The organism is Pseudovibrio sp. W74 (assembly GCF_001623085.1).
Lineage (GTDB): Bacteria > Pseudomonadota > Alphaproteobacteria > Rhizobiales > Stappiaceae > Pseudovibrio.
The window spans coordinates 63,938-80,556 of sequence record NZ_LMCJ01000001.1 but is presented as its reverse complement, the minus strand read 5'-3'; the positions used below and the strand labels follow the sequence as shown (position 1 = coordinate 80,556).

The following is a 16,619-nucleotide window of genomic DNA, read 5'->3' as shown; positions in this document are numbered from 1 at the left end:
TTTGGGAGAGCATTTTGGAGCGATGTCAGGAAACGGAATTGCAAGACCTATTTGATGGTTTGGCGGCGGGGCTTCAATTGCCTGCTCTGGCGCCGAATACTGCGGGGCAAGTTGCCCTTCACTCTGAGGAGCATCATCTTACGACATTGATTTCGGCGCGGTTTCAGGAACGGCGCTATGAGGTGCAGCTGGAAGCTGATGTCTTTCCAGAAAATGATCTGGAGATGCCTCAACTGAAAACTCTGTTGGCTCGTGTGGGCCAACTAACGTCCTGTGGCCTGATACTCGATGCTCAGCAGCGATACGCTGTGCGGCAACACCTTCTTTTGCAAATGACTGACCCGGTTGAACACCTGATGGAGGCTTTGAAGAGCTTTATTGGTGAGGCATTGCAGCTGCGCCATTCGCTGGTCAACGCCGGAGATGCAGAAAGCCAGTGGTCCTCAGAGCATATTTTGGTCTGAGTGGTTTGGGAGGGACACCACGATGAGGAATACCGGAATATCAACGCAGGTCAGCACGGCCAGTTCAAATGTTAGTCAGGCTTCCGAGCAAACAGGGGTTAGGCCGGAAAGGGCGCGGTCCAATACTCAGTCTGCTCGGATGCCTTACCGGCTTTGTGCAGTGCCTGTTGCTGGTGGGCATGAGCGGCGGGCGCCTCAACAGCAGGGCAGGGTTTCTCTGGCAAGTTTTCAGCCCCGGCGTGTTCCTGCTTCTGGCGTGTCCGGGCAAAATGCACGGTCAGAAGCAGGGCAAGGTATCTCCTCCATGGAGCGAGCGCTGCTGGATGCTCGCCTTAAACTTCAGCCTGTTCAACGTGACTATCTGGGCCAGGCGGCCCGGTTTAGTGACAAGGTTGCTGTTGTCGGTGCTGAGAACCGGATGCTACAGGAGCTGCAGGCCTTTGCGAAAGACCCGAGCTTGCTGACGAAAGAGCGGGCTGCAGAGCTGCATAAGCAGTTGGGGGCTGTGTCGTTCTCTGACCCTGAACAGGCTGAGACCAAACAAACTCTGGTCGATCACTTCAAAAGGGTTGCACGAGGCGCGACGCCGAACCGGCAAACTGTGCGTGTTCTGCGTCCAGTTGTTGAAGATTTGCAGTGCCATATTGAGGACAGACAACCCGCGCTTGATCGTGCGCTTGGTGGTGGCAGGGCGCAGTCGCAGCTGCGTGCCAGCCAGAGCGAATGGAATGAAGTCCGGACCAAGCAGCTTTCTGAGATTGCGGGTGGGCAGGACAAGGACGCCGGGTACCATCCCTCCCGTGTGACTGCACGAGGAGCTGCTGTTGAGGGCGTACAGACAGAGGGGCTTGTGAGGAACGTTCTGGGCAAGTTCCCTCACAATGTCACGCCGCTGATCAACGGTGCTGTGAATGGCCGAGCAGAGATTTTTCGTGGTGAAATCCCGATTACGGACGGCGTTGCCTATGGCCGCTTTGGGTTTACCAGCTTCTATTATGCTTTGGGGGCGATCCAGAGTCTGATCTCTGCACGCTCTGCTTACACCAGCATGAAAGCCGCAGATGCAGCGCTGGATACCTTTCACTCTGAAGGGTCTCAGTTTATTGAGGCGCAAAAGGACATTGCTGAAGTGGCTGCGTTGTCCCGCATGGTCAAGGATGTGCAGAAGGGCGGTGGTTCTCCTCTGACATTATTGGATACGTTGGCCCAGGCGGTCAAAGCAGGCAAGGTTTCTCAGAATGGACTTGGGGTTGCCCTGCGCGGCGTGTTTCCGGATTTATCGCCGCGTGCGACTGCTGCTTTGGAGGCTTACGTCAAAGCTGAGACGGGGACTGCTGGAGAGACTGAATGTCTGACCGCTTTGCGCAATGAAGTGGCGCTGCATTACGGTGAGAGTTCCACCAGTGACAGCGCGCATTTGAAAGCTGGTCTGGATCATCTTGAGGGCACGCTTAAGATGAAGATGCGAGAGGCTGATCGGGCCCACAAAGCGTTGACCGGGCTTGTTGCCAATTACGGCAAGAATGCTGAGTTGGCGAAGGCCATGCGGGATGACTACCACAAACAGATGCATGTGAATATTTTCTCTGCTGAAGTGTGGGGACTTGCCATGGTCGCTGATGGTATGGCGATAGCGGAAAGAGCGCTTTCCTCTAATGTTGAGGGGATTTCTCTGGTCACGACCGGGTTAGGCTATGCCGCTGGCACTGTTGGTGCAGGCGTTGGTGTGCTCGCTGTTGGTCTGTCGGCCTATGATGCCAGTGTCACGGCTATTCGTGCTTTTAAGCATCATCAGACCGGGAAGAAAGCGCAGGCTCTACATCGTTTGTTCGCGGAACGACAGGAAGTGCCAGTTTCAGGACTGGACGGATCGCGGAAGGTTTCACAACCGCGGGACGCGGAGCTGGCGATGATTACAAAGACCATCGCGGACAATCAGTCCAAGGCGCGAAACACCAAGATTGGTAAGGCTGTTTTGTCTGCGGTTGACGGGCTTGGATTTGCTGCGCTGACTGTAGGCGGCGTTGCGGGTGTCGTTGCGACGGCCACTGGCGGTGTTGCGGCTGCTGGCGTTGCAGCTGCGGCTGGACCCGTTGGGGCTGCAATTGGCGGGGCGTTTGTTTTGGGCTCAGTGGCCTTTGTTGCCACGCGGTTGATCAGATGGGGTGTGCACCATTACCAGAGCAAGCAGCTTCAGAAGGTGATCGCGGGTGATCAGCAAGCCATGCAGAAATATGCCCGTAAGCACAATATTACGACTGGGCAGGGTGGGTCTGCGCGGCGAAGTACCGTTGTTGCGGAGATTAAGAGACATGCCATTGATACGCTGACCAAGCACAGCACGAAGTTTGCTCTGCACCGGTTCCACCAGCGGCTCACTCAGGAGATTTCGCAGGTGGACAGGGCACACTGGGATCAATCACCCGCTATTGCCGTAATGAAGTGTTTCTTTGACGAACCCGCGCAAATTCAAGCTATCGCAGGTTTGAGTGAGGATGCCGCAGTGAAGGTGCTTGCGAAGAAATTTCAGGTGCGGATGTAGGATTTTGAGAACAAAAAAGGCAGCTTGCCGGAGTGGTCCGGAGCAAGCTGCCTTTTGGAATTTGTATTGGCTAAGCGACCTAGCTATTAGGCCTTGGCTTTTGCCAGCAGTTCACGCATCTGGAGGTGTGTGAATTCGTTGCCTGCGATGATGGAGCGGGTTTCGAACATGTCGTCTTTGCCGTTGGCATCGGACACGAAGCCACCAGCTTCACGCACAAGCAGAACACCTGCTGCCATGTCCCAAGGATGCAGGCCGTTTTCCCAGAATGCATCGAGGCGACCGGAGGCTACCCATGCCAGATCCAGTGCAGCTGCACCAGCGCGGCGGATGCCTGCAACTTCACCCATCACGTGGCGGATTTCCTTCAGGGCGCGGCCATGGTCGCCAACGCCGATGAATGGAATGCCGGTGCCGATCAGGCAGTCAGTCATGTCTTTACGTGCAGCAACGCGGAGGCGGCGGTCATTACAGAATGCGCCAGCGCCTTTTTCTGCAGTGTAGAGCTCATCCATGATCGGGTTGTAGATCACGGCTGCTACGATCTGACCTGCGCGTTCCAGAGCGATGGAAACACCAAAGATCGGAATGCCATGGAGGAAGTTTGTTGTGCCGTCGAGCGGGTCAACGATCCAGCGGTGCTGACCGTCTGTGCCTTCGATCTCGCCGGATTCTTCCATCAGCAGGCCGTAGGTCGGGCGTGCTTTTTGAAGGTCTTCACGAACGATTTTTTCTGCTTTGTGATCTGCCTGGGAGACAAAGTCACCTGGGCCCTTGCGGGATACTTGCAGGTTTTCAATTTCGCCGAAGTCCCGTGCCAGAGAGCGACCAGCTTTTGTCGCAGCCTGAACCATTACGTTTAGAAGGGCCGTACGTGCCATTTTTTATTCACCGTTCCTGAATGGGTAATGAGGCAACCGTATGCTGCCTCATCTTTATTGCTTTAAGATTATTTCTCTGCGCGACGAACGTATTCAACGGAGTCGGTGTCTACAATGATCTTCTCACCGGAGGTGATGAATGGAGGCACCATACAACGTACGCCGTTTTCCAGAACTGCTGGTTTGTAAGAGGAAGACTGGGTCTGGCCTTTTACAACTGCGTCAGCTTCTACGATTTCCAGAGTGACATGGGTTGGGAGAGAAATGCCGATTGGCTTTTCTTCGTGCAGTTCAACAGTGACGGTCATGCCGTCCTGCAGGAATGCTGCGCGCTCACCAACGAATTCCTTCTGGAGTTCGAGCTGCTCATATGTTTCGTTATCCATGAATACCAGCATGTCGCCTTCTTCATAGAGGAACTGGAAGTCTTTCTGCTCAAGGCGAACACGCTCAACGGACTCAGTTGCGCGGAAGCGTTCGTTCAGTTTGCGACCGTCGAGCAGGTTTTTCATTTCGACCTGAGCGAATGCGCCGCCTTTGCCTGGCTTCACGTGCTGAACTTTAACCGCAGCCCAAAGTGTGTCCTGGTGCATAAGCACGTGGCCCGGCTTAATTTCGTTGCCATTGAGTTTCATAGAACTACCAATCAGTTTGATAAGTTCAGAGTATGTCGCGTTCACTTGTATTGACGCGCCACATTCTTAACTTTTGTTTTCATGCGTATCCTGATCTGAGGTCCGGTTGGTCCTTGTCAGGGATATGCTTTAGCAAAGGCTGGCACGGATTGGCGCTGGGCCTAGGATCGCAGCCTGTCTGGAGGTCTGTGCAACATAATTTCGCGCGATTTTCAAGGAAAAAGAGCGGATGCTCACCGTGAACCTACATTCCGGTGCATATCCACAAGGTTAGTGCGGACAACCTTAGGGCTTTTTATCGCTTCTGCGCTTGGTAATCTGTTCAACAAAGACGACGCTGAGAACGAAAGTCGCCACCTTGCCCAGCCCAGCTATTGCGGTGGTAGCGCCAATATCAAGTAAGCCAGTTCTGACCATTTCACCAAATGTCAGAAATGAAATTACACCAATTCCTAAGGCTAGCGCCAAGCGACTGATGAATATACTTATTTGCTTCATGGGTTTTCTTTTGCGATTAAAGTACCAGAGTATTTTAATCGCCTGACGTTGCGCGAAGCTGGGTGTTGGTAAGTTGATTCTGGTACGTGTTGGAGTCTACTTGTCCTTCTATACTTTGATTGGAGATAATTTTACATAAAAACTCATCGGTTTTTCATCAAGAGGATTGCGGTTAAGCGTTAGCGAGCTGGCTGGAGAACTGGAGAGGCGCCGATTTTTATTCCAATTTCTGCCGCGCGTTTGCTGGCTTGCTCTTGCTGTTCCAGAGAAAGCGAATTGGAAATCGCTTCCAACTCACTGTCCAGAATGCCCTGACGGCCTGCGTGGAACTGCCAGGCAGAGGCTTCAATCAGATCAACCGGTCGCCCACGGCCATTGGCGTAGATGCGGGCGAGGCGGTTCATGGCGATTGGGTTGCCTTTGGTTGCTGCACGCTCGAACCAGTCTGCGGCCTCGGTTTCATTCGGGACAAGACCTTCGCCTTTGAACAGCAGGGTTGCGTAGTAAATCTGCGCAGGGACCAGTCCGCGGCGGGCGGCTCGGCCCATCCAGAAGGCCGCGCGCAGTGGATCGCGGATTTCCTCCGGGCCATCCTTCAGGTAGATGCCAAGTTCCAGCATAGCGTCGGCATCACCAGTTTCTGATGCGCGTTCCAGCAGGTCTTTGATTTGCTTGGGATCATTGGGGCGGACTTTGCCTTCCTGATGAAGGAGGGCGAGATTGTAGAGTGCTTCGGGGATGTTGACAGCAGCAGCTTTTTCCAGTTGCTGGGCTGCCTTGTCCTTGTCAGCTGTTGTGCCGGCACCTGCCAGATAGAGCAGGCCGAGGCGCAATGCTGCTTGTGGGTCGCCATCATTGGAGGCGAGTTCATACCAGCTTGCGGCCAATGGCAGATCCTGAGGGACTCCTCTGCCGGATTCGTAAAGCACACCGAGCAGCGTCTTGGAGCTGGTGATGCCAGCTTCTGCCTGACGGGTTGCCAGTGCCAGAGCTGTCAGATACCACCCACGCTGGAATGCGCCATAGGCCGGATCGCCTTTTATGGTCTCCGGCGTTGGAGAAACCCGCGGAATGAATGGTGCTTTTGAAAGAGGAGAGGGCAGCAGGATTGATCCGTTTGGATTATACGGATCAACTGTTCTTGCGCCTTGAGGTGTGGTTCCACCGCTCGGAGTTGTTTGTGCAACAGCCATGCCCTGTAAGCCGAGCAGACCGGTCACAGCTGCGACAGTTACGAGTTTGATAGAACCAGACAACTTCAAGATATCAGTCCTCAGCTTCCGCCAGTGTGTGTGTTGAGAGGATTGCATTGGCCTGCTCAACAGCTGCTTTTGGCCCTTCAGGGTGATTCCAGACAGCTTCACGTACTGCTACGAATTCAGCGCCAGTTTGGGCTGCGGTGTCAACTGAGGAAACTGAGGTGCCCGCCAGGATGACACATGGCGTTTCGAACACTTCAGACCACCAGTGACCGTAGTCCAGTGATTTGCGATGTGGTTCTTCTTCCTGATTGAGTGAAAGCAGGCCGAAGAACATGTAATCGACGCCCATAGAAGCAACAGTCATTGCTTCGTGGCGTGTTTTGATGCCAGCGTGGCCGATTATGCGGTCTTCCGAGAAGGACTGCATGGCTTCTTCCAGATCTTTATCAGAACCGGAAACGTGCAGGCCATCTGCGCCGGAGCGACCCATGATCTGGGTGTTGTTTTCAATCAGAACAGCAACTTCTTTGGCCTGTGCCAGTGGCACCAGACGCTTTGCAGCCGCCTGCAGGTCGCTTTCGTTTGCGTCCGGCATGGAGATCAGCAGGCTCGCAATGTCGCCACCTTCCAAAGCTTGATTGAGTTGTCCTTCGAATTCGTTGAGGTCAAAGGTTGGCGGTGTGACAAGATACAGACGCGGATGCACTGAGGTTGCTCCTGATAAAATTCCAGTAAAAAGAGATCATGGCGGTAGTGTAACCTACGTCAAGCCTCTGGCCCATTCATTGGGATAAGTTCTAAACAGCGTCTTGCTCTCTTTTTCAAGAGGCTGTGTCAAATTCTAGGCAAAAGCGAGAATAAAACGAAAAGAGGGACCAAAAAGGCCCCTCAATCCATAATAATGTAAGAACTAACTGTCTTATGCTTCCAAAGCAACAACGCCAGGTAGTGCTTTGCCTTCCAGCCACTCAAGGAACGCGCCGCCAGCAGTGGAGATGTAAGAGAAATCTTCACTTGCTTTTGCGTGGTTGAGGGCTGCAACGGTGTCACCGCCACCAGCAACAGTTTTCAGCTTGCCTTCTTTGGTGCGTGCTGCTGCATGCTGTGCTGCTGCAACAGTTGCTTTGTCGAATGGTGCGATTTCGAATGCGCCGAGAGGACCGTTCCAAACGAGGGTCTTCGCGGTGTCGATTTTTGCTTTCACAACTTCGATAGAAGCTGCGCCAACGTCGAGCATCATTGCGTCTGCAGGGATTGCATCGAGAGCAACAGTTTCGTTCTTGGTGTTTGCTGCAAATTCCCATGCAACAACAGCATCTGTTGGCAGAACGATTTCGCAATTTGCTTTTTCAGCTGCCGCCATGATGCGGATTGCTGTGTCAGCCAGATCGTGCTCGCACAGGGATTTACCGACGTTCACGCCTTTTGCCGCGAGGAAGGTGTTCGCCATGCCGCCGCCGATGACCAGGATGTCTACTTTAGACACGAGGTTTTCGAGCAGGTCGATCTTGGAGGAAACCTTTGCGCCGCCAACAACTGCCAGAACCGGACGCTCAGGCGTGGAAAGTGCGGAACCGAGCGCTTCCAGCTCTGCCTGCATGGTGCGGCCTGCGAATGCAGGGAGCAGCTTTGCAATGCCTTCGGTGGAACCGTGCGCGCGGTGTGCTGCTGAGAATGCATCGTTTACATACAGATCGCCGTTTGCAGCCAGTGCTTTTGCAAATTCTGGATCGTTCTTTTCTTCACCAGCATAGAAACGGGTGTTTTCCAAGAGCAGAACGTCGCCGTCAGCCATTGCATCAACGGCAGCTTTGGCTACGTCACCGGTGCAGTCTGTAGCGAAAGCAACTGGTTTGCCAAGCAGGTCAGCAACAGGGCCAGCAACAGGCGCGAGGCTCATCTCTGCAACGACCTGGCCTTTTGGACGGCCAAAGTGTGCGAGAAGGATGACTTTGCCGCCAGCCTCGGAGATTTCGCGGATGGTTGGCAGGACGCGTTCGATGCGTGTGGCATCGGTAACGATGCCATCCTTCATCGGGACGTTGAGGTCTACGCGGACGAGAACACGTTTGCCGGAAAGCTCGGCATCGCTAAGAGTTTTGAAAGACATAAAAATCTCCGGAATTTCTGTCTGTGACCTTATACTGGTCGACTTACTTACAGAAAGACTTTGCGGAGTTCGTGATCAAATCTATGGGAGACATCGCACTGAATGGTGCGGCTCAGGGATTGGATCACTCCGCACTGGTATATGTGAGAAAAAAGGGCCGCTTAAAAGCGGCCCCTTTCTGATTAGATGAGCTTTGCCATCGCAACAGCGGTGTCCGCCATGCGGTTGGAGAAGCCCCACTCGTTGTCGTACCAGGTAAGGATACGAACCATTGTGCCTTCCATGACCTTGGTCTGGTCCATGTGGAAGATGGAAGAGTGTGGGTCGTGGTTGAAGTCGCAAGAAACGTTTGGCACTTCGGTGTAACCAAGAACGCCCTTCAGTTCGCCTTCAGCCGCTGCTTTGATTGCTGCGTTGATTTCTTCTACGGAAGTTTCTTTCTTCGCGATAAAGGTCAGGTCAACAACAGAAACGTTTGGAGTAGGTACGCGGATTGCAACGCCGTCCAGTTTACCAGCCAGCTCAGGCAGAACCAGGCCAACAGCCTTAGCAGCACCTGTGGAGGTTGGGATCATGGAAAGAGCTGCTGCGCGGCCGCGGTACAGATCCTTGTGCATTGTGTCGAGAGTAGGCTGATCACCGGTGTAAGAGTGAACGGTGGTCATGAAGCCTTTTTCGATGCCAACCAGTTTGTCTAGAACGTAAGCTACCGGAGACAGACAGTTGGTGGTGCAAGATGCGTTGGAAACAACCAGATCTTCAGAAGTCAGGGTGTCGTGGTTTACGCCGTAAACGATTGTTTTGTCAGCGCCTGCTGCCGGAGCAGAAACCAGAACGCGCTTTGCACCAGCTTCCAGATGCAGGGAAGCTTTTTCTTTTGCGGTGAAGATGCCGGTGCACTCCAACGCAACGTCGATACCCATTTCACCCCAAGGCAATTCTTTAGGATCACGGATAGCGGTTACTTTGATTGGACCACGACCACAATCGATTGTGTCGCCGTCTACGGTCACTTTTGCAGGGAACTTGCCGTGTACGGAGTCAAACTGCAGCAGGTGTGCGTTCGTTTCAACCGGGCCGAGGTCGTTAATTGCTACGACTTCAATGTCGGTACGACCGGATTCAATGATTGCACGGAGAACATTACGACCAATGCGACCAAAGCCATTGATGGCTACCTTGACTGCCATTTAAGAACCTCTTTCGGTACGGCGCCTTAAAAAACGCCCTCGTTTTATATATTCGCCAGCTCTTGCCGGCCGTCTTCTGAGAGGCCTCTGGCTGAGAGGAGCCAGAAGCTTCATTTAGTCAGCTTTAGGCGTTATCGCTATCGCCAAGGCGCTTTTCTGCCTCTTGGACCACTGCATCTGCAGTAATCCCGAAATGCTCATAGAGCTCCTGGTAAGGGGCGGAGGCACCAAATCCTGACATGCCTACGAAACCACCATCAGAACCGACAAAGCGATCCCAACCCATACGAACGCCCGCTTCCACAGCGATCTTCACCGGACTACCACCAATGATGGCATTCTTATATGCGTCAGATTGTTGCTCGAAGAGTTCGAAGCTAGGGACGGAGACCACACGGGTCGCAATTCCCTTGCCGTCGAGCTCTTTTTTCGCGTCGACTGCGATCTCAACTTCGGAGCCAGTTGCGAACAGAGTAACGGTCGCTTCTTCTTCACAATCAGCGATGATGTATGCGCCTTTGGCACACAGGTTTTCGCTTTCGTAGTGAGGACGAAGGGACGGCAGGTTCTGACGGGTCAGAGCCAAAACGCTTGGATTATCAGCGGCTTTCATTGCCAACTGCCAGCATTCCAGGGTCTCAGTGATGTCCGCTGGGCGGAAGAACTGCAGATCTGGGATACAACGTAGAGCCGCGAAGTGCTCCACAGGCTGGTGTGTTGGGCCATCTTCACCCAAACCGATGGAGTCGTGGGTCATTACGTGAATGACGCGCTGCTTCATCAGGGCTGCCAGGCGCAGAGACGGACGGCAGTAATCGGAGAAGATCAGGAAGCCACCAGAGTAGGGGATAACTCCGCCGTGCAGGGCCATACCGTTCATTGCTGCAGCCATGCCGTGCTCACGGATGCCCCAGTGAATGAAGCGGCCGGAGAAATCGTCCGGAGTGACTGGTGGTGTATGTTCGGTGTTGGTGTTGTTGGAACCAGTCAGGTCAGCAGAGCCACCGATGGTTTCAGGCACAGCACCTGTGATCACTTTCAGAACAGCCTGGGACGCCTTACGGGTCGCCATTTTTGGCTGGGTGTCTGCAAGCTCTTTCTTGTAGGCGTCGATTGCTGCGTCGAAGCCGGATGGCAGGTCGCCACGGCAACGGCGTTCAAACTCGCCACGCTGCTCAGGGTTTGCTTCGTTGAAGCGCTGTTCCCACTCTTTACGAGCGTTTGCGGAACGCAGACCTGAGATGCGCCATGCATCGAGAACGTCGCTTGGTACTTCAAACGGCTCAGCAGACCAGCCAAGAGCTTCGCGGGTTGCTGCAATTTCTTCAGCGCCCAGAGGAGCACCGTGCACTTTGTTGGTGCCGGACTTGTTTGGAGACCCGAAGCCGATTGTGGTTTTCGCCGCAATCATTGTTGGCTTGTCACTCTTGCGAGCTTCGGTCAGCGCTGCTTCGATTTCTTCTGGATCATGACCATCGATTGAGATGGTGTTCCAGCCAGATGCCTTGAAGCGTGCAATCTGATCGGTGCTGTCTGACAGATCTACGGAACCATCAATGGTGATGCCGTTGTCGTCCCAGATGAGGATCAGTTTGTTCAGCTTGAGGTGACCTGCCAGAGAAATAGATTCCTGAGAGATACCTTCCATCAAGCAACCGTCACCTGCGAGAACGTAGGTGTAGTGGTTTACGAGATCTTTGCCGAAACGCTCTTCCTGCAGACGCTCAGCGATTGCCATGCCGACTGCGTTGCCAAGGCCCTGGCCGAGAGGACCAGTGGTGGTCTCGATGCCTGCGCCATGACCGTATTCCGGGTGGCCGCATGTCCGTGCGCCAAGCTGGCGGAACTGCTGAAGCTGTTCAATGGAGAAGTCTTCGTATCCCAGCAGATAGAGTGTGGAATACAGCAGCATGGATCCGTGCCCTGCGGAGAGCACAAAGCGATCGCGGTCTGCCCATTTCGGGGAGTTCGGATCAAACTTCAGAAACTTGGAAAACAGGACCGTTGCGATGTCAGCTGCACCCATTGGAAGTCCAGGGTGGCCAGATTTTGCTTTTTCAACGGCATCCATTGAAAGAAAGCGTATCGCATTCGCCATGCGAGAGTGCTTTTCGAGATCGGTCATCTTATTCCCGCTGTCGACCCGGCAGGGCAGCCGGTTCTTTACTAATAGCTAGTGTAAATTCGATGACAGTTGCCATAGTCTTTGCCCCAGACTAATGCGAATTGGCAGTTGTCCACGAACGAATAACGGAAGGAGACATAGCAGGTCAGAAAGTTGAGTCAATGAAACTGAGCTCTTCTGGTGCCGTTTATTGCGTAAGTTGAGCGCTTTTGAAATTTGAATAGCATTTGTCAACATAAGTTATGTTGCCAAGGTCTCTTTAATGAGTGAATTTGCTTAGCGTAAAATGCGTGTTCATTAGATTTTTATGGTGGCGAAGCTTGTATTTTGTTCACGAATGTTGCGTCGGGTAATTTTCCGAGTCGAAGGCCTTTGTAAGTTCTGTAATCACTGATAAATGAGATGGTTCTCGCATATTCCTAAGATATGATGTGAATAAAGCTCGACGATTCCCTCCAGCTAATGGATAATTGTCTTCCGCTTCCCTAGACGGGAATAAGTCGGGTTGCCATCTCCCAATGGTAACTGATGTTTTGGTGAGTACGGATACAGGTAGATGTCAGAGGTGAAGATGGATAGTGGGCAAGATCTGGATCATGCGCTGGATCGTATTACTGCCTCCATCACGAAGCTTGAGGGGGCGATTCATCGCAGGACGTCCCGTGACAAGACCCTTGATGCGTTAGAAAACGACTTGCAGAGAATTGGTGAGGATCGAACACAGCTGGCATCAAAGCTTGATCAGGCCGAGGCGCGTGGTTCGCGACTTGAAGATGTCAACAAAGATGTTTCCCGCCGCCTTGTTGCTGCCATGGAATCCATTCGTACTGTTCTCGACGGACAGGAGAGCTAAGATCAATGGCGCAGATTACAGTTACAATCAATGATCGCAGCTTTCGCATGGCGTGTGATGATGGTGAGGAAGAACGGCTTCTCGGTCTTGCTCAGCGTTTTGACGACAGCATCAGTAGCCTGAGAGAGAACTTTGGTGAGATTGGCGATCAGCGCTTAACCGTGATGGCAGGCATCATGGTGACGGATCACCTTGCCGAAGTTGAGCGGAAATTGCGTGCCGCTGAGGGGCGTATCGAAGAACTCGGGAAAGCTGAGGCTTCTGTTGAAGAGCGCCTGGCTGCGCAAGAGCAGCGTTATCTGAGCCGCATTGAAGAGCTCGAAAAAGAGCATCGTGAGAAAGAAGCCAGAATTGTTGCGCGCCTGCTGGAAAGCGCAGACAAGATTGAGCAGCTGAGCACTGATATGGACAGCGAGCTGCGCGAAGACGAAAGCGCGGCTTAAGACTTTTTTGTTTCTTCTTTTATCTCGCCTGCAAGTTGGTCTGCTATCGGGCCAACAACCACCTGGACCGAGCCAGCGGCAGGTTTGATGACACCGTGAACGCCGAGTTGCTTCAAAACCGCTTCATTGATGGCATCACTATCTACCACTTTCAGGCGCAACCGGGTTGCGCAGGCATCTATCTCCAAAAGGTTGGCTGAGCCACCCAAGGCTTCAAGATAAGCATGCGCTTTGCTGTTTGTTTCGGTTAGGTTGTCCGCTGTCTTAGCCGCTTTTTCAGTTTCACGACCCATGGTCTTCAGATCAAAAAGCTTAATGGTTGCCACGAATAGAAAATAGTAGACGGCGAAGAATGCTGCTCCAACCGGGATTAACAGGAGTGGTTTTGTGGAAATGCCGTAGTTGATCAGGTAGTCAAACAAACCCGCCGAGAAACCAAAGCCCAGCTTCACACCCAGCACGTTCATGACAACCATCGAGACGCCTGTGAGGATTGCGTGGATCACGTAAAGTGCAGGAGCCAGGAACATAAAGGCAAATTCGATCGGCTCAGTTATGCCGGTCAGAAATGACGTGAGTGCCATGGAGAGCAGTATGCCTCCTACGGCTTTGCGATTTTCTGGCTTTGAGCAATGGTACATGGCAAGGCATGCGGCGGGCAGTCCAAACATCATGACCGGGAAAAAGCCGGCCATGTAAGCTCCGGCGGTTGGATCTCCTGCGAAAAAGCGGTTCAAATCGCCGGTAACCACATCTCCTGAGGCGGTGATATAGTCGCCCAGAATGAACCAGGCGATGTTGTTCAGGATGTGATGAAGGCCTGTGATGATCAGCAGCCGGTTTAAAGCGCCATAGAGGAACAAGCCCACATCACCCATATGCGTAATTGTGTTTGTGAGGGAGATTAAAGCCCTGTCGAACCAGAGCCAGCCATACCCAAAGAGAGCGGCAACGAGCAGCGCGGCGACGCCGGTCACTATGGGTACAAAGCGGCGGCCTCCGAAAAAGGCGAGGTAGTCGGGAAGTTTGATATCCCGGAACTTGTTGTAGAGCAGGCCTGCCGTAATACCCATGATGATCCCGACGGGGACTGCAATACGACCTTCCATCTTGAGAGCTTGTTCTGGACTGAGCCTTGCCAGTTCAACAGCGCCTTGTTGTGCAACGAGGAAGCCGACCAAACCCGCCAGAGCTGCTGCGCCGTGGTTCTCCTTGGCAAAGCCGACTGCGATACCTACTGCAAACAGCATGCCCAAATTGGCGAAAATTGCACTCCCTGCAGAGGCAACGAAGGGAAGATTAAGAAGGTCGGCTTGTCCAATGCGCAGGAGGATCGCTGCGACCGGCAGCACTGCAATTGGCAGCATCAAGGATTGCCCGAGCTTCTGAACGCCTGCAAATGCATTGTTTGACATTCAACTTTCCTTCCTCTCGATAAGTCCCAAGGGCCTTTAAGTCCGTCTTCCTCTTCAAGTGCCCTTATTTACGCGGAAACTATGAAGAAGCTGCCGAACATGCCCCGCGTTATGAAGGGTTCTCGGTAATCGAGTTAATTGTCTTGAAAAATTACCCGCATACGGGATGGCGATACTTGTTTATGACAGTGGGTTACGCTTGATTTAATGTGAAGGTTGGATCCGAGGGGCTGGTAATTTTATTCGCTCTGGCCTATATCACCCATTGCGTTGCTGCGCGGTTCGTCAGGAGACACATATCCCCGGGGCCTTACGCATTCCTTTGGGAGCTGTTCCTTCCCTCGCTCGTGGGCTTGGGGACACGGCGCCCACCTACATAGTAGGTTCTCCGGGATTGCACACTCTCCAACGGCTGTTGTGGCGCGCTCTTATCTTTTTGTTTTCCTCTCTCATTTCAGTGATGTTCTCTTGCTTTGCGATTTTTCGCAGGCTGCATCATACTATGCTGGATTATGCAATAATGAGGTGCGTGTTGACATCCCAAGACATCGAGAATGATGAGTGCAAGCTGGCCAAGCGTGAAGTCCGCAAAGCAGGACTTGCTGCGCGGGCGGCTCTATCGCCAGTAGAGCGGATTGAGCGGTCGCTTGATCTTGTTGGGTATATTGGTGAGCTTGGGGTGGAACCGGGATCGGTTGTTGCCGGGTTCTGGCCTATTCGGGATGAGGTTGATCCACGTCCGTTGATGGATGCGCTGGCGAAGACCGGCTGTTCTTTGTGCCTTCCTGTTGTCCTTGGTGATGATCTTGAGTTTCGCCGTCTGGATAAGGGCGGGCCGCTGGAACCGGCGGGTTTTGGTAGTATGGCACCGGGGCCTGAGGCAGAGGTTGTGCACCCCAACGTGGTGCTGGTGCCCCTCTCTGCCTTTGATGGGGACTGCAACCGGATCGGATATGGCAAAGGTTTTTACGACCGTGCATTGAGTGATCTGGAAAAACTTACCGATCTCACTGCGATTGGGGTTGCATTTGCGGTTCAAGAGGTAGAAGAGGTTCCGATGGAACCGCATGATCGTCAATTGGATGGAATCCTGACAGATCGTGGGCTTCTGAAAGCTGGTGATTAGAGTGATTTGTCAGGCACTGGGCCTTCTGCGATTTGCATGAAATGCTCGAGAGCTGGCGGGTCTGCTTTGGTCCAAATGATGTGCGCGTATTCTTTCATTATAAAGCCTTAGGTCTGGAATACGTGGCAGGGCATGTCTCGCGTTTAAATGCAGTTACGCGTCATGTTCTACGGTTTGTTTTGTGCGTGTCCTGATAGAAAGCCGAGCGGGCATTTCGGGGATACGTCTGAAAGGGTGTATAAATGCAGCTGCTGTTTCTTGGGGATCTTGTTGGGCGCGCTGGTCGCAACGCTGCGACTGATGAACTGCCTCAACTTGTTGAAGACAACCAATTGGATTTTGTCGTTGTGAACGGCGAAAACTCCGCAGCAGGCTTTGGTATCACCGAAGAAATTCTTGAAAATGTGCTGGATGCTGGTGCTGACGTTGTTACCACTGGCAACCACATTTGGGATCAGCGCGATACGCTTGTTTATATTGAGCGTCAGAACCGCTTGCTGCGCCCTGCAAACTATCCATCAGGTACGCCGGGTAAGGGGGCTAACCTTTACCGTACCAGGAATGGTGCTGATGTGCTGGTGGTGAATGTGATGGGCCGCGTTTACATGGATGCGCTGGATTGTCCGTTTGCTGCTATCGACAAAATTCTGGCTGACTGCCCGCTGGGCGCTATGGCTGATGCGATCATTATTGATATGCACGCCGAAGCGACCAGTGAAAAGCAGGCGATGGGGCATTTCTGTGATGGCCGTGCATCTCTGGTTGTTGGCACCCATACGCATGTTCCGACTGCTGATCATCAGGTTCTGGTGGGCGGCACGGCCTATATGTCCGATGCGGGCATGTGTGGCGATTACGATTCTGTTTTGGGTATGGATAAGGAAGAACCGGTCAACCGCTTCCTGCGCAAAGTGAATGGCAGCCGTTTTACACCTGCATTGGGTGAAGCAACGGTTTGTGGTGTTGCTGTTGAGACGGATGACCGCACTGGTCTGGCCAAGCATGTCTCTCCGGTACGGATTGGCGGGCGTTTGTCGCAGATTATCCCACCATTCTGGCCAAGTGCAGCAAACGGCTGAGCCTGAATAAACGTCATGCTTACACGCTGATTGGTAGGGAAGAGGAAGGTTGGGAG

Annotated in this window: 15 protein-coding genes and 1 other RNA gene; 7 read left to right on the top strand and 9 right to left on the bottom strand. The window is 53.1% G+C overall.

Annotated elements, in window-relative coordinates:
* Positions 1 to 38 precede the first annotated feature (38 nt).
* Both PsW74_RS00375 and PsW74_RS00370 read left to right on the top strand, forming a co-directional pair.
* Complete coding sequence (locus tag PsW74_RS00375; RefSeq protein ID WP_208987762.1) at positions 39 to 464, top strand: hypothetical protein; 426 nt, start codon at positions 39 to 41, stop codon at positions 462 to 464.
* A 22-nt stretch (positions 465 to 486) separates the two neighbouring features.
* On the top strand, positions 487 to 3,006 hold the full coding sequence (locus PsW74_RS00370; RefSeq protein ID WP_208987761.1) for a hypothetical protein: 2,520 nt from the start codon (positions 487 to 489) through the stop codon (positions 3,004 to 3,006).
* Positions 3,007 to 3,092: 86 nt separating this feature from the next.
* Here the strand turns inward: PsW74_RS00370 and PsW74_RS00365 are convergent, their stop codons facing one another.
* The 8 genes from PsW74_RS00365 to tkt form a co-directional block, all read right to left on the bottom strand.
* Complete coding sequence (locus PsW74_RS00365; protein ID WP_057461997.1) at positions 3,093 to 3,887, bottom strand: inositol monophosphatase family protein; 795 nt, start codon at positions 3,885 to 3,887, stop codon at positions 3,093 to 3,095.
* Positions 3,888 to 3,955: 68 nt separating this feature from the next.
* Positions 3,956 to 4,522, bottom strand: a complete 567-nt coding sequence (gene efp / locus PsW74_RS00360; RefSeq protein WP_057462058.1) for an elongation factor P — start codon at positions 4,520 to 4,522, stop codon at positions 3,956 to 3,958.
* Between the two features lie 285 nt (positions 4,523 to 4,807).
* Positions 4,808 to 5,020, bottom strand: a complete 213-nt coding sequence (locus PsW74_RS29195; protein ID WP_208980557.1) for a hypothetical protein — start codon at positions 5,018 to 5,020, stop codon at positions 4,808 to 4,810.
* Positions 5,021 to 5,199: 179 nt separating this feature from the next.
* The gene (locus PsW74_RS00350; protein WP_208987760.1) at positions 5,200 to 6,282 is read right to left on the bottom strand and encodes a tetratricopeptide repeat protein; all 1,083 of its coding nucleotides are present in this window, start codon (positions 6,280 to 6,282) and stop codon (positions 5,200 to 5,202) included.
* Between the two features lie 4 nt (positions 6,283 to 6,286).
* On the bottom strand, positions 6,287 to 6,928 hold the full coding sequence (locus PsW74_RS00345) for a thiamine phosphate synthase (RefSeq protein WP_063290229.1): 642 nt from the start codon (positions 6,926 to 6,928) through the stop codon (positions 6,287 to 6,289).
* 213 nt (positions 6,929 to 7,141) lie between these two features.
* Complete coding sequence (locus PsW74_RS00340; RefSeq protein ID WP_063290228.1) at positions 7,142 to 8,332, bottom strand: phosphoglycerate kinase; 1,191 nt, start codon at positions 8,330 to 8,332, stop codon at positions 7,142 to 7,144.
* A 182-nt stretch (positions 8,333 to 8,514) separates the two neighbouring features.
* Entirely contained in the window at positions 8,515 to 9,522 is a 1,008-nt protein-coding gene (gap, locus tag PsW74_RS00335; protein WP_057461993.1) for a type I glyceraldehyde-3-phosphate dehydrogenase, read from the bottom strand.
* A gap of 124 nt (positions 9,523 to 9,646) precedes the next feature.
* The gene (tkt, locus tag PsW74_RS00330; protein WP_063290227.1) at positions 9,647 to 11,647 is read right to left on the bottom strand and encodes a transketolase; all 2,001 of its coding nucleotides are present in this window, start codon (positions 11,645 to 11,647) and stop codon (positions 9,647 to 9,649) included.
* Between the two features lie 556 nt (positions 11,648 to 12,203).
* Here tkt and PsW74_RS00325 point away from each other — a divergent pair.
* Both PsW74_RS00325 and PsW74_RS00320 read left to right on the top strand, forming a co-directional pair.
* Positions 12,204 to 12,500, top strand: a complete 297-nt coding sequence (locus tag PsW74_RS00325) for a DUF4164 domain-containing protein (RefSeq protein WP_057461991.1) — start codon at positions 12,204 to 12,206, stop codon at positions 12,498 to 12,500.
* A gap of 5 nt (positions 12,501 to 12,505) precedes the next feature.
* The gene (locus PsW74_RS00320) at positions 12,506 to 12,943 is read left to right on the top strand and encodes a cell division protein ZapA (RefSeq protein WP_063290226.1); all 438 of its coding nucleotides are present in this window, start codon (positions 12,506 to 12,508) and stop codon (positions 12,941 to 12,943) included.
* Here PsW74_RS00320 and nagE read toward each other — a convergent pair.
* Complete coding sequence (nagE, locus tag PsW74_RS00315) at positions 12,940 to 14,358, bottom strand: N-acetylglucosamine-specific PTS transporter subunit IIBC (protein WP_063290225.1); 1,419 nt, start codon at positions 14,356 to 14,358, stop codon at positions 12,940 to 12,942. The genes PsW74_RS00320 and nagE overlap by 4 nt on opposite strands.
* Positions 14,359 to 14,625: 267 nt before the next feature.
* On the opposite strand from nagE, the gene ssrS reads away from it, so the two are divergent.
* The 3 genes from ssrS to PsW74_RS00300 all read left to right on the top strand — a co-directional run bounded on the left by ssrS (position 14,626) and on the right by PsW74_RS00300 (position 16,563).
* Positions 14,626 to 14,785: non-coding RNA, 6S RNA (ssrS, locus tag PsW74_RS00310), on the top strand.
* 105 nt (positions 14,786 to 14,890) lie between these two features.
* Entirely contained in the window at positions 14,891 to 15,484 is a 594-nt protein-coding gene (locus tag PsW74_RS00305) for a 5-formyltetrahydrofolate cyclo-ligase (RefSeq protein ID WP_063290414.1), read from the top strand.
* Positions 15,485 to 15,726: 242 nt separating this feature from the next.
* Complete coding sequence (locus PsW74_RS00300; RefSeq protein WP_063290224.1) at positions 15,727 to 16,563, top strand: TIGR00282 family metallophosphoesterase; 837 nt, start codon at positions 15,727 to 15,729, stop codon at positions 16,561 to 16,563.
* Positions 16,564 to 16,619: the final 56 nt, after the last annotated feature.

What these genes read in the sequence shown, in the direction of transcription:
- PsW74_RS00325 (WP_057461991.1), top strand. Translation starts at nt 12,204, where the DNA reads ATGTCAGAGGTGAAGATGGATAGTGGGCAAGATCTGGATCATGCGCTG.
- PsW74_RS00340 (WP_063290228.1), bottom strand. Translation starts at nt 8,332, where the DNA reads ATGTCTTTCAAAACTCTTAGCGATGCCGAGCTTTCCGGCAAACGTGTT.
- PsW74_RS00320 (WP_063290226.1), top strand. Translation starts at nt 12,506, where the DNA reads ATGGCGCAGATTACAGTTACAATCAATGATCGCAGCTTTCGCATGGCG.
- efp (WP_057462058.1), bottom strand. Translation starts at nt 4,522, where the DNA reads ATGAAACTCAATGGCAACGAAATTAAGCCGGGCCACGTGCTTATGCAC.
- PsW74_RS00300 (WP_063290224.1), top strand. Translation starts at nt 15,727, where the DNA reads ATGCAGCTGCTGTTTCTTGGGGATCTTGTTGGGCGCGCTGGTCGCAAC.
- PsW74_RS00365 (WP_057461997.1), bottom strand. Translation starts at nt 3,887, where the DNA reads ATGGCACGTACGGCCCTTCTAAACGTAATGGTTCAGGCTGCGACAAAA.
- PsW74_RS29195 (WP_208980557.1), bottom strand. Translation starts at nt 5,020, where the DNA reads ATGAAGCAAATAAGTATATTCATCAGTCGCTTGGCGCTAGCCTTAGGA.
- PsW74_RS00370 (WP_208987761.1), top strand. Translation starts at nt 487, where the DNA reads ATGAGGAATACCGGAATATCAACGCAGGTCAGCACGGCCAGTTCAAAT.
- tkt (WP_063290227.1), bottom strand. Translation starts at nt 11,647, where the DNA reads ATGACCGATCTCGAAAAGCACTCTCGCATGGCGAATGCGATACGCTTT.
- gap (WP_057461993.1), bottom strand. Translation starts at nt 9,522, where the DNA reads ATGGCAGTCAAGGTAGCCATCAATGGCTTTGGTCGCATTGGTCGTAAT.
- nagE (WP_063290225.1), bottom strand. Translation starts at nt 14,358, where the DNA reads ATGTCAAACAATGCATTTGCAGGCGTTCAGAAGCTCGGGCAATCCTTG.